The 11,488-nt window shown below is 67.0% G+C and carries 11 protein-coding genes and 1 pseudogene; 9 read left to right on the top strand and 3 right to left on the bottom strand.

Annotation, left to right across the window (positions count from 1 at the left end; all coding sequences use genetic code 11):
- Position 1 precedes the first annotated feature (1 nt).
- Positions 2–904 carry a carbohydrate ABC transporter permease gene (locus tag GV792_RS28705; RefSeq protein WP_309139164.1) on the top strand — a complete coding sequence of 301 codons (903 nt, stop codon included), beginning with the start codon at positions 2–4 and terminating at the stop codon, positions 902–904.
- 53 nt (positions 905–957) lie between these two features.
- Positions 958–1,836, top strand: coding sequence for a carbohydrate ABC transporter permease (locus GV792_RS28700; RefSeq protein ID WP_175584922.1), 879 nt, complete (start codon positions 958–960; stop codon positions 1,834–1,836).
- A 102-nt stretch (positions 1,837–1,938) separates the two neighbouring features.
- Here the strand turns inward: GV792_RS28700 and GV792_RS28695 are convergent, their stop codons facing one another.
- From GV792_RS28695 to GV792_RS28685, 3 genes are all read right to left on the bottom strand, one after another.
- On the bottom strand, positions 1,939–2,550 hold the full coding sequence (locus GV792_RS28695; protein WP_163828130.1) for a malonic semialdehyde reductase: 612 nt from the start codon (positions 2,548–2,550) through the stop codon (positions 1,939–1,941).
- A 180-nt stretch (positions 2,551–2,730) separates the two neighbouring features.
- Positions 2,731–3,141: a VOC family protein gene (locus GV792_RS28690; protein ID WP_163828129.1), complete on the bottom strand. Its 411-nt coding sequence runs from the start codon at positions 3,139–3,141 to the stop codon at positions 2,731–2,733.
- 10 nt (positions 3,142–3,151) lie between these two features.
- Entirely contained in the window at positions 3,152–3,988 is an 837-nt protein-coding gene (locus tag GV792_RS28685) for a helix-turn-helix domain-containing protein (RefSeq protein WP_163828128.1), read from the bottom strand.
- Between the two features lie 184 nt (positions 3,989–4,172).
- Here GV792_RS28685 and GV792_RS28680 point away from each other — a divergent pair, with 184 nt between their 5' ends.
- The 7 genes and pseudogenes from GV792_RS28680 to GV792_RS28650 form a co-directional block, all read left to right on the top strand.
- Positions 4,173–5,096 (top strand): quinone oxidoreductase family protein, encoded by a 924-nt coding sequence (locus tag GV792_RS28680; protein WP_163828127.1) that lies wholly within the window; start codon positions 4,173–4,175, stop codon positions 5,094–5,096.
- A 39-nt stretch (positions 5,097–5,135) separates the two neighbouring features.
- Positions 5,136–6,215: a redox-regulated ATPase YchF gene (gene ychF / locus GV792_RS28675; RefSeq protein WP_163828126.1), complete on the top strand. Its 1,080-nt coding sequence runs from the start codon at positions 5,136–5,138 to the stop codon at positions 6,213–6,215.
- A 129-nt stretch (positions 6,216–6,344) separates the two neighbouring features.
- Complete coding sequence (locus GV792_RS28670; RefSeq protein ID WP_218581223.1) at positions 6,345–6,653, top strand: hypothetical protein; 309 nt, start codon at positions 6,345–6,347, stop codon at positions 6,651–6,653.
- Positions 6,654–6,774: 121 nt separating this feature from the next.
- Positions 6,775–7,731: an alpha/beta fold hydrolase gene (locus GV792_RS28665; RefSeq protein WP_163828124.1), complete on the top strand. Its 957-nt coding sequence runs from the start codon at positions 6,775–6,777 to the stop codon at positions 7,729–7,731.
- 306 nt (positions 7,732–8,037) lie between these two features.
- A complete protein-coding gene (locus tag GV792_RS28660; protein WP_163828123.1) occupies positions 8,038–9,753 on the top strand; it encodes a hypothetical protein in 1,716 nt (571 codons plus the stop codon).
- Positions 9,754–9,877: 124 nt separating this feature from the next.
- Positions 9,878–10,840 (top strand): hypothetical protein, encoded by a 963-nt coding sequence (locus tag GV792_RS28655; protein ID WP_163828122.1) that lies wholly within the window; start codon positions 9,878–9,880, stop codon positions 10,838–10,840.
- Between the two features lie 186 nt (positions 10,841–11,026).
- A pseudogene (locus tag GV792_RS28650) lies at positions 11,027–11,488 on the top strand (hypothetical protein); the annotation flags it as partial.

Below are 11,488 nucleotides of genomic sequence, written 5' to 3'. Positions count from 1 at the left end.
CATTCATCGCGCGTTCTCCTGGGTGAGGAGCGCATCGACGGTGCGGGTGAGGCGGTGGTTCGTGGCGGCGAATGTCGTTGGGGTGGGGGTCTTTCTGGTGGGGCCGCTGGCGGTGTCGCTGTATCTGAGCTTCTTCTCATGGGATCTGTTCAGTACGCCGCGGTTCGTCGGGCTCGCGAACTATCGGCGGTTGTTCACCGCGGATCCGCTGTTCATGATCGCCGTGCGCAACACGGTGGTCTTCACCCTGCTGACATTGCTGCCGACGGTCGGGATCGGTCTCGTCGTCGCCGCATTGCTGAATCGGGCGACTGCCGGGATCGGCTTCTTCCGGACCGCGGCGTTTCTACCGCTGGTCGCCTCGACGGTGGCGATGGCGGTGGTGTGGCGGTTCATTTTCACCACCGACGGCGGCCTGCTCAATCTGCTGCTCGGCTGGTTCGGGATCGATCCGGTGCCATGGTTGATCGACCCCGATCTGGCACTGGCGTCGTTGAGCATCGTCACGGTGTGGAAGAGCGTCCCGTTCGCCACCGTCATCCTGCTGGCCGCCATGCAAGGGGTGCCGGAACAGCTGTACGAGGCCGCGCGCATCGACGGCGCCGGTGCGGTGCGACGGTTCTGGTCCATCACGATTCCGCTCATCAGGGGGCCGCTGTCGTTCGTCTTCGTCATCACGATCATCAACTCGGTCCAGGCCTTCGACCAGGCGTACGCGCTCACCGGCGGCAACGGCGGGCCGGAGACGGGGACGTACCTACTCGGAATCATGCTGTTCCAGCATGCTTTCGCGTTCTATGAGGTGGGGTATGCGTCGGCGCTGGCGTGGGTGATGTTCGCGGGGTTGTTCGTGCTGACCGTGGTGCAGTTGCGGTACGCGCGGCGTGGGGAGGTGAGCGGGTGAGGACCGTGACGTCTCGGCGCCCGCCGACGAGGGTGGGCGGCGCCGCCACCACGATGCGGGGCACAGGGGCTCGGCGGCGGGCGGGCGGCGTTCGGGTGGACCGCGCCATCGTGCGGCGCGCGGTGGCCGGCGTGGGCGTGTACGCGGCGCTGGTGGTTGTCGCCTGGGCGGCATTGACGCCGATTCTGTGGGCGCTGTCCGGGTCGTTGAAGAGCGAGGGGGCAGTCACCGATCCGGCGCCGATACCCGCCGACCCGCAATGGTCGAACTATGCGGAGGTGTTCGATCTGCTGCCGCTGGGGAGGATGCTGCTCAATACGACCGTCTACGCGGCATGCGTCACCGCGGGGCAGGTGTTCTTCTGTTCGCTGGCGGGTTATGCGTTCGCGCGGTTACCGTTTCGTGGACGCGAGACGCTGTTCCTCGCCTATCTGGCGACGCTCATGGTGCCGCTGACCGTCACGCTCATCCCGCAGTTTCTGCTCATGCGTGCCTTCGGCTGGGTGGACACGCCGTGGGCGATGATCGTGCCCGGCGTCTTCGGCAGCGCCTTCGGCACCTATCTGATGCGACAGTTCTTCCTCGCCGTGCCCACCGAACTCGAAGAGGCCGCCGTTCTCGACGGTTGCACCACCTGGCAGATCTATTGGCGCGTCCTGCTGCCACAGGTCAGACCCGCGCTCATGGTGCTCGCGGTGCTCACCTGGATCACCGTATGGAACGACTTCCTCTGGCCGCTGGTGATGATTCAACGCGATGAGATCGCCACCGCGACTTTGGGTCTGGTGCGATTACAGGGCCAATACCACACCCAGTGGCCGATTCTGATGGCGACGTCGATGCTGATCCTGCTGCCGTTGCTGTTGCTCTACGCGGTGGCCCAACGAGCCTTCATTCGCGGGATTGCGCTGTCCGGGCTCGGCGGACGTTGAGAAGCTTCGCGAGTGCCGCTCGGGGCTGACGGATGCCCGCGACCAGCCGGATAGACGGATCGGCCCCGTCGCGACAGCGACGGGGCCGACCAGTGGACCATCTCAGAGCGTCGTGATGACGTCCTTCGCCTCGAAGCGCGGGCTACGCGGGAACCAGGCGTCGGCACCCGGTTTGCCGATGTTGATGGCGGCGAGCGCGTGGTGGCCGCCCTCGGGGAAGAACTCCTTCTCCACGGCGTCGTGATCGAAGCCGTTCATCGGGCCCGCGGCCAGGCCTGCGGCACGAACGCCGATGATGAAGTAGGCGATCTGCAGGGCGGCATTGAGCTTGGCCGAATGCTCGCGGTAGGCGTCGTCGGCGAAGAAGTCCTTTGCGCCCTCGAAATGCGGGAACACCGTGGGCAGGTGCTCGTGGAAGTTGTTGTCGGCGAACAGCACCACGGTCAGCGGGGCCTTGGTGGTCTTGTCCTTGTTGCCGTCGCCCATGTGCTGCACCAGCCGCTGGCGGGCCGCGGGCGAGCGCAGCACGACCGCGCGCAGCGGCTGCTGGTTCATCGAGGTCGGGCCCCACTTGACCAGGTCGTAGATGGCCTGGATCTGTTCATCGCTGACCGGCTCGTCGGTGAAGGTGTTGGCGGTGCGCGCCTCGCGGAACAGCAGGTCCTGGGTGGCGGCGTCGAGCTCGAGCAGATCGGTCGGCTGCGTGGTGGTCATCGAGTCTCCTGTGCGTTCGGTTGATCCTTGCGGAAGCGGTAAGGATCGCTCGCTTCGAGGGCCGACGCTAACAGTCAACCGGACTGCGGTCCATTTATTGTGCCCGGTTGTGGGAACTCGCACACCGCGGAATAGAACGGCGCGGCCCGAGCAGTCGGGCCGCGCCGCGGATCGGTGTGGCTATTCGCCCGCGTAGGTGCCGAAGCTCCAGAGGTTGCCCTCCGGATCGGCGACGCTGAAACCGCGCGAACCGTAGTCTTCGTCGCGCAGTCCACGGACGAGCCGTGCGCCCGCGGCAGTCGCGCGCTCATACAGCGCGTCGGGGTCGTCGCAGACCAGATACAGCGAGGCGGCACCGGTAGGACGCTGCCCGAACTCGCTGTCGTCGCGGCCGGTGGAGCCGAACATGATGCCGCCGCCTGCAGGCCAGCGCATCTCGGCGTGCTCGACGACGGACGGGTCGTCCTCGCGGGCATACAGCGCCTTCAGCTCGAAGCCGAATGCCTCGGTGAGGAAGGCTGCCGCCGCGCGGGCATCGCGGAAGGCCAGGCAGGGCCAGACGTGAGTGGTAGTCGATGTCGGAGTAGTCATGACTTCAGCCTCACTCCTCAGGGGTGTCCGGGTCTTGGACAGATGGAATCTCCTCGGCCAGCCACATCGTCGGACTGCATCCGGCCAGCTCGGCGAAATCCCGATTCAAATGCGCCTGATCGTAATAACCGCAGGTCGCGGCGATCTGGGCGATGCTGACGAACGACGGAGTGCGGGCAAGCATCGCCTTGGCGCGGTCGAAGCGGGCGATCCGCGCGGCGAGTTTCGGGCTGAGACCGAACTCCGTCCCGAACCGGCGCGTCAGATGCTGCCTGCTCCAGCCGATCCGCTCGGCCAGCGGTGCGACCGGGATCGTCCCGCCGGAGCCGACCACCGTCCGCCAGGCCCAGCTCAATTCCGGCGCCACCACCCGATCCGGATGGGCCAGTGACATGAGCACGCGATTGCAGGCGTCGAACCGGCGTGGCCATTCGGGGTACAGGTTCAGTTCCTCGGCCAGCTGCCCCGCCACCGGGCCGGTCACATCGGCCATCTCCACCGAGATATTCCAGAGTTCGCCCGCGGGCATACCGAACAGGGCGCGGCAGCCGAGCGGGGTCAACTCGATCGCCACGCCTTCCTGGGTGCCGTTGTGAGCGATCGCGGCCGGACCCGGCTGCAATCCGCTCAGCACACACCGGTAGTCCGCAGGCGCCTGCGCGGCGTCGGTCTGGGTGACGACGTCGATGGTCGGCCCGATCGCGACGATGAACGTCATATGCCGCGACGGGAGTCCGCGATGCAGACCGGGCGCATACCCGGTCATCCGGTAGCCGATATAGCGGTCGATGTAGGCCGCCAGCCCCGGCGCCGGTCGCGCCGTCACCACCTCCGAGATCGGAGCCATGACACCGACGCTACGCCGCCCGACACGCCCCGCACGAGTTCCCGGACACGCCGAGGGGCACGTGACATGCCTCTCTACCTGTTAACGCCCGGGGTGAGATGGCGCACTCGGGGGTACTTGGGTGTGTGAGGTGGAGCCGGTGTGTGGTTACCGTTACCGCTCCTGAACCAAGCCTGGAGGTGTGATGCGGCGGGTGCAATACGAGCACAGCGGAGGTCCCGAGGTGCTCGAGGTCGTCTCGGCTGATGTGCCGACGCCCGGTCCGGGCGAACTACTCGTCCGCGTCGAGGCCATCGGCGTGACGCTGCCCGGCGTGCGGAAGGTACGCGAACAGCGTGAACCGATTCCGCTGGGTGGCGAGATCGCCGGTGAAGTGGTCGCCGTCGGCGAAGGGGTGGATAGCTACGCGCCCGGGTATCGGGTAACCGGTGTGGTCTTCGGCCACGGCTACGCCGAGTACGCGCTGCTGTCAGTGGCGATGGCCTCGCCGATTCCCGACGGTGCGTCGGCCGTGGACGCGGTGGCGCTGGTGCGCAGCGGTCTGGTGGCGTTGGGTGCACTCGATGCGGCGAAACCCGTCGAGGGGGAATCGGCGCTGGTCACCGCGGCGGCCAGCGGGGTAGGGCATCTCGCGGTGCAGCTGGCGCGGGTGCGTGGCGCGGCGCGTGTCGTCGGTGCGGTTTCGGATCCCGCCAAGGCGGATTTCGTGCGTGAACTCGGCGCCGATGAGGTCGTCGCCTACGACGACGCGTCCTGGGGCTCGCCCGTCGACTACGTGCTCGACGCCGTCGGCGGCGAACTGCTCACCCCGGCGCTCGCGGCGGTGGCACCCGGCGGCCGGCTTGTCGCCTATAGCTCCGGCGGTGGCGCGGTGCAGGCCTACGACCTGCTGTCCGGTGGGAAGTCCGTGATCGGTTTCCAGATCGCCCGCATCGCGCGCGAACAGCCCGAGGTCTACGAGCACTGGCGCCAGGAACTGTGGCAGTACTTCGCCTCCGGTCTGCTGCGTCCGGTGGTGCACGCGGAGTACGCGTTGGAGGACGTGGCCACCGCGCACACCGTCATCGAGAAGCGCACCAACCTCGGCAAGGTCGTGCTGATCCCCTGAGCGGTCGAGAGGGGTGAGACCACGTAGACTCTTCTTCCCGTGAGTCTCACCCTCGGAATCGTCGGCCTGCCCAACGTCGGAAAGTCGACGCTGTTCAACGCGCTGACCCGCAACGACGTGCTGGCCGCGAACTACCCGTTCGCGACCATCGAGCCGAACGTCGGGGTGGTTCCGCTGCCCGACCCGAGGCTTGGCACGCTCGCCGAGATCTTCGGCTCCGAGCGCATCGTCCCCGCCGTGGTGTCGTTCGTCGACATCGCGGGCATCGTGAAGGGCGCGTCCGAGGGCGCGGGCCTCGGCAACAAGTTCCTCGCCAACATCCGCGAAGCCGACGCCATCTGCCAGGTCGTGCGCGTGTTCGCCGATGACGATGTGGTGCACGTCGACGGCAAGGTCGATCCGACCGCCGACATCGAGGTGATCGAGACCGAACTCATCCTCGCCGACTTGCAGACCTTGGAGAAGGCGGTCCCGCGCTTCGAGAAGGAAGCCAAGATCAAGAAGGACCGCAAGCCGATCGCCGACGCGGCCAAGACGGCCCAAGAGGTCCTCAACGGTGGCACCACGCTGTTCGCGGCAGGCAACAAGGTCGACACCGAGCTCCTCAAGGAACTCTCCCTGCTGACCACCAAGCCTTTCCTCTATGTCTTCAACGCCGACGAGTCCGTGCTCACCGATGAAGCCAAGGTCGCCGAGCTGAAGGCTTCGGTCGCTCCCGCCGACGCCGTCTTCCTGGACGCCAAGGTCGAAGCCGAACTCCTCGAACTCGACGAGGAATCGGCGCTGGAGCTGCTGGAATCGATCGGCCAAACCGAGCCAGGCCTGCACGCCCTCGCCCGCGCCGGCTTCCACACCCTCGGCTTGCAGACCTACCTCACCGCCGGCCCGAAGGAAGCCCGCGCCTGGACCATCCACCAGGGCGATACGGCACCAAAGGCCGCCGGTGTCATCCACACCGACTTCGAGCGCGGCTTCATCAAGGCCGAAGTCGTGGCTTTCGATGATCTGGTTGCCGCTGGGTCGATGGCGTCGGCGAAGTCGGCGGGCAAGGTGCGTATGGAGGGCAAGGATTACGTTATGGCGGACGGCGACGTCGTCGAGTTCAGGTTCAACGTCTGACCTCGGGCCGGAAACGGCCTGGCTCGGGCCGTGCGGCGCCGGTAGTCTCGCGCGGTGCACACTCATCGGACGTTCGAGAACCCTCCCGCACGGCCTCATGAGGTCGTAGTCGAGACGTTGGAACGTGCTTTGGGTGACCGCACGTTCGAGGGAGAGGCCGCGAATACCCTCGTCGGGAGCGCATTGAACGACGACGACAGGGAGTTCGTCGAGTATTGGTGTGTGCAGGTCGGGACGCGGGCGGTGTCGGGTAGTCCGCTACTCGGCCTGGCCGGATTATGCCTTGGACACACTGCGCGGCGGTTCGGGAGTCTCAGCGATGAAGCCCTCGCGTTGGCGAAAACGCTGGCGGCTCGTGCCGAGGCCGATCCCTCGGACGTCGACGCTCGGGCCGGCGACGGGTACGACGACGTTCGGAGCTTCCTGCACCTGTGGTGAACCCACCTAGGTGGGGTTCTGCCCACCCTCGGGGGAGCCGGCCCAGCACTCGGGGCCCTGAAAACGGCGGCTGAATCGGCGCAGAGTAGACCAGGTCACCGCACGTGGACCGGAGGCTCCGATGTCGATCACCAGCATATTTACCCGTTCGGTAGAGCGTCGCGCCACGGTCTCGACCGATGACGGGGTGGTGCTCGCGGTGCGCGAGTACGGGCGACGGCATGCGGATCTGACTGTTGTCCTTGTCCACGGGCACTGCCTGCGTACCGAGTCGTGGACCGATGTCCGCGATGCGCTGCTGCGCGAGAACCCGGGTGTACGGGTCGTGTGCTTCGACCACCGCGGCCACGGCGATTCCACGACGGCGTCGAGGCAGAGCTACAACCTCGAACAACTCGGCCACGACCTGCGCGACGTGCTCGATGCGGTCGCCCCGAGCGGGCCGGTCGTCCTGGTCGGCCACTCGATGGGCGGCATGACCGTGCTGACCTACGTCAGCCAGAACCAGCACGAGATCGGCACCCGCATCGTGGGTGTCGGGCTCATCGCCACCGCGGCCAGCGGCCTCGCCGACGCGGGCTTCGGGCGGCTGCTGCGTCACCCGATCATTGCCGGCTTCCAAGCGGCCGTCCGCCGCGCCCCGCGCCTGATGCAGCATGCCAAGCGGGCGGCCTGCAAAGTCTTCGCCCCCGTCATCCGCACCGCCGAATTCGGCAATCGCAAGGTCAGCGCCCGCGTCCTGGCCCTGGCTTACGCGATGCACAACGAGACCCCGATCGTGACGATGGCGAGTTTCCTGAGCGCCTTCATGACCTACGACCGCACCGATGTGCTGCCTGTGCTGTCGAAGATCCCGACACTGGTGCTGTGCGGCTCCGCCGATTTGATGACCCCCCCTTCGCATTCGGTCGCGATCGCGGCCGCGGTCGACTACGCCGATTTCGTCATGATCGACGGCGCAGGGCACTCGGTGATTCTGGAGCAGCCGGTGGAGGTTGCCGGAGCTGTCGGTCGGTTGATCGCGCGAGCGGGTGGCATCGATAGGGCCGCAACCGCGGGCCTCGCGCTCGCCGTGTAGTCCGCGGGCGATCCCCGTAGACGTGCGCTGCCGCGAAGTCGTAGTCTTCGATTTCCGCACCGAACTCGTTGAACAGGTCCTCCGCGAGCTCGCGCAGTCCTGCTTTTCTTCGCCCCTCCTGTCGGGCCGACGGGTACCGACCAGGTTGCCGGGCGGCCTTAGTGAGGTCGTTCACATTTCGGCGGACGGCGCAACTTTCCGTGTCGGGTGCGACAGTCGTCGCCGACGACGGCAGGATGTCGGCGGCCGGGTCGCCTCCGGCGCAGGGCGTCTGGAACACTCGTTCGCCGGAAAGGTTCAATGCTGATGCTCCGTCGTTTCACGACCCACGCGCCCACCGCGGCGTCGCCGGTGGATGACTTGATGGCCGGTGCGCTGCCGGATCGGGTGCAGGTCGCGCACGAACGGTTAGCGCACCAGGATGATCCAGCTTTGCTGACGGCGCTGTCGGAGCGTGAGCTCGCGGCGTCGCGCGAGTTGGCCGAACTCGTCCGGGACTACGAACGGCACGAGCAGCGGGCGCGAATCCAGGCAGCCGCCGATGCGGCGGAGCGGGTGCGGCGTACGGCGGCCGAGCTGGCTGAACGGGAGGCCGCGGATCTGCTGCGCGCCGCGCAGGCGATCGGGGAGCAGCGGCACAGCAGCAGCCCGCATGCGAAAGTCGCCCGTCTGCATCAGCGCAAACCGCGGGTGCTCGGGCTGCTCGCCGGTGTGGTCGCGTTCTCGATGCTGTTCTCCGCGGTGACGGTGCAGCAGAACATCGCACCCACCGGCGGGGTCACCAACCCGATGTTCTGGCTGTCCTACGGGTTGGAGGCGCTGATCAGCGCGGTACTCGTCGCGCTGATGCTGTCCACCGGCGATACCGCCGAATGGGGCGTGATCGAGCGGTTGTGGCAGGTCTACACCGTCGAGGGTGTACTGCTGACCGCGAGTATCGCCCTGAACACGTTCCCCTACTTCAAGACCGGCGACCTCACGGGGATCGGTATCCACGCGATCGCGCCGATCATGATCGGCGTCGCACTGGTCACGCACCGTCTGGTCGCCGAACGCTATGGGCGCGCGATCGAGCAAGCGACCGCCGCGGTGCCCGATACGGAAGATCTCCAGGAGCGGCTGGTCGCGCTCACCCGGGTCGGCGGAGCCGGAAACCAGATCCTGCCGAGCATCCTCGACGAGCAGCACGCGCCCCCTCGCCCTTCCGTCGAGCCGCAGACAACCGTTGTGGAACGGCCCGCCGACGTAGCGGCGCCGACTGCCGATGCTGACCGGCGCGAAACGAGCGCCGCGGCTGCGGCGGAGCACCCCACCGCACAGGACGACATCGATTCCGCTGCCGCCGCGCCGGTGCCCGCTCCGCCGTTCACCGAACTCTGGCTGGCCACGACGCCGCTGTCCGCCGGGCGGTCTGCCGCAGCGAATCCGAGTGAAGCGGACGGCGATAACGGCACCGATGAGGCCGAGCTGGATGCCCGGTTGGCCGCGGCGGTGCGAAAGACGCTGCACCGAATCAAGATCAGCGAGCAGACCGAGCCTGTGCCCGCCGCGCGTACGGAGCAACCAGCCTCGGTAGCTCCGGATGAGCAGTCGTCGGCGCAGACGCCCGTTGCGCCGGACGAGCAGACCCTGATGGAGCAGGCTTCCTCGGCGCCACGGCAGCACTCGGTGGATCGGGCTTCGGCCGCGTCGGGCGAGCTGCCAGCGGTGAAGCACGCACCCCCTACACAACAGCAGCACTCGGTGGAGGCTGCCCCGCGCGATCGGCCGGTGGAGCAGGCCCCCGTTGCGTCGAACGAGCAGCCGGTGGTGGAGCAAGCGTCCGCTGCACCACAGGAGGATTCGGTGAAGCAGGCTCTTGCTGTCGAGCGCGAGCAGACGACTCCTGACTCCGAAGAAGAGCCGCATGAGGCGGAACCGGGCGGGCTGGTCGCCTCCGAATCGATCGCGGACGACACCGGCGACAACCCGGTTCGGACCCAGCGGAGTGTGCCGAAGGAGCCGGAGCTCAGCGTCCGGTGACCATGCCGGAGTCCGGGATGCGGCTCACCCGGCGCCGGATGGGAGTCGAGTAGTTCGGTACTCGTGCTGGTCGGTTGCTGGGTGGCGCACTATGCGGGTGGTGCTCAGGTTGAAAGGAGCAACGATGACCACCTATCCCGACGCCGTCACCTCGACGGTGGAGATCGATTTCGACGACTGGGTCCCGGAGGACAGCAGGCAGGCAGTCCGGAACTCGATCAATGCGCTCGCTGTACGGCACAGCGCGGAGAACGCGCGACGGCGCGAACTCGACGCCGAGGACCGTGCCCTGGCGGAAGCGTTACGGCAGCCGCTGCTCGACCAGGTTCGCAACGATTCGCGCAGCGCCGACGCGCTGCGGTCGGCGGTCGAACGCCAACGTGCCCGAAGAATCGGCATTACGGAGTTGCCGGTGAGCGACCACATTCGTGCGAACGTATCGCCGAGCACGCTGGATAACTCGCACGCCATGCTCCGTGACTTCGAAGGATGGCCCACGCGGTTCTTTCACATCCCCTACGACTTCAGCTGGTCCTGGCACGATCTCAACGGTGGCCGTCCGCGCCAACAGATCCTCGCTCTCGATACCGGCCAAGCCGCCCTCGACTCGCACGCGGGCAATACGCAAGGCTCCGATGGCAGCGTCTTCGTCGCCGCGCATGCGGGTTTCGGTGTCGTGCTGCGGTCCGACCGCCGCTTCCACTGCATGGCTCGCTCGCTGCGCTCGTCACAAGACTTCGCCGCCGCGTCCGCAGGGCTCGACGCCAATGCCACCGTGGAAGGCGGCTGCGAAATCACGGTGATGAGTAATGGGGTTCTGAAAGCTCACGCGGTCGACAAGAGGTTCCGTGGCCGTGTCAGTGGAACCCTGTTCGATCCTTCGGAGGACTACAACTACGACAGTGGCGGTTTCGGGACCGGTGCGGTCATCGAGGTGCGGTGGACCATGGAGGCCAACACCCAATACGAGCTCAATGTCGGCGCCTGGACTTTCGCCGAGGCCCATCAGGGCATCGGAGGAGCCGGAGCGAACTCACAGATCGACGCGAAAATCATCTTCATGAGCCTGTGGCAACAGCCTGCGTGACCCACGGCCGACCCGATCGTCGGACAACGCTGAGGCGAGCATTCTCGATAAAAGGCCATCCCGCTCGGGTACCGGCGGGACGGTTGATGTCGGCGCCGACACGCCCCCGGACGGCGTGGTCTGCGTTGAATCCCCTGGTCGAGCGTACTGTCATCTCACCGTTACGGCGCTCGATGAGGTGGAATCATGTCCAGCTTGTTGTCGGGTATGCGTATCTTCTCCATCGCAGGCTGCGCCCTGCTCGCGGCGGCTTGGACCGTCGCAGCCGGGCCGCCGCACGCTCATGCCGCACCGATCAGCCAACGCTTCGAATGCGATGGCGACACCGGGCAGCCCTATCAGGTACCGGACGGCGTTCGCGAGCTGTCGGTGCTGGCGAAGGGCGGTTCGGGTCAGCAGAACGTCGGTGAGGGAACCCGTGGTGGGTTCGGGGGCGTGACGACCGGGACGATCTCGGTGGAGCCACACGAGTTGCTCACCATCTTTGTGGGCTGTGAGGGTGGGGAAGACGGTGGGCGCTCCGGTTACGGCCGTGGCGGGGCTCGCGGTGAGCAACCGGCTCCGAATGCGGGTGACGGCGGTGGGGGCGGTGGTGCGACTGCCGTTCTGTCGGGGGATGTCGCGCTCGTCGTCGCGGGCGGTGGTGGT

Source organism: Nocardia cyriacigeorgica (genome assembly GCF_010868145.1).
In the GTDB taxonomy this organism is placed as follows: domain Bacteria; phylum Actinomycetota; class Actinomycetes; order Mycobacteriales; family Mycobacteriaceae; genus Nocardia; species Nocardia cyriacigeorgica_D.
The sequence above is the reverse complement of the archived record's forward strand: the minus strand, read 5'-3'. Positions and strand labels throughout refer to the sequence as shown.

Excerpts from the sequence above, each read along its gene's own strand:
- GV792_RS28700 (WP_175584922.1), top strand. The coding sequence starts at position 958 with ATGCGGGGCACAGGGGCTCGGCGGCGGGCGGGCGGCGTTCGGGTGGAC.
- GV792_RS28695 (WP_163828130.1), bottom strand. The coding sequence starts at position 2,550 with ATGACCACCACGCAGCCGACCGATCTGCTCGAGCTCGACGCCGCCACC.
- GV792_RS28690 (WP_163828129.1), bottom strand. The coding sequence starts at position 3,141 with ATGACTACTCCGACATCGACTACCACTCACGTCTGGCCCTGCCTGGCC.
- GV792_RS28685 (WP_163828128.1), bottom strand. The coding sequence starts at position 3,988 with ATGGCTCCGATCTCGGAGGTGGTGACGGCGCGACCGGCGCCGGGGCTG.
- GV792_RS28680 (WP_163828127.1), top strand. The coding sequence starts at position 4,173 with ATGCGGCGGGTGCAATACGAGCACAGCGGAGGTCCCGAGGTGCTCGAG.
- GV792_RS28665 (WP_163828124.1), top strand. The coding sequence starts at position 6,775 with ATGTCGATCACCAGCATATTTACCCGTTCGGTAGAGCGTCGCGCCACG.
- GV792_RS28660 (WP_163828123.1), top strand. The coding sequence starts at position 8,038 with ATGCTCCGTCGTTTCACGACCCACGCGCCCACCGCGGCGTCGCCGGTG.
- GV792_RS28655 (WP_163828122.1), top strand. The coding sequence starts at position 9,878 with ATGACCACCTATCCCGACGCCGTCACCTCGACGGTGGAGATCGATTTC.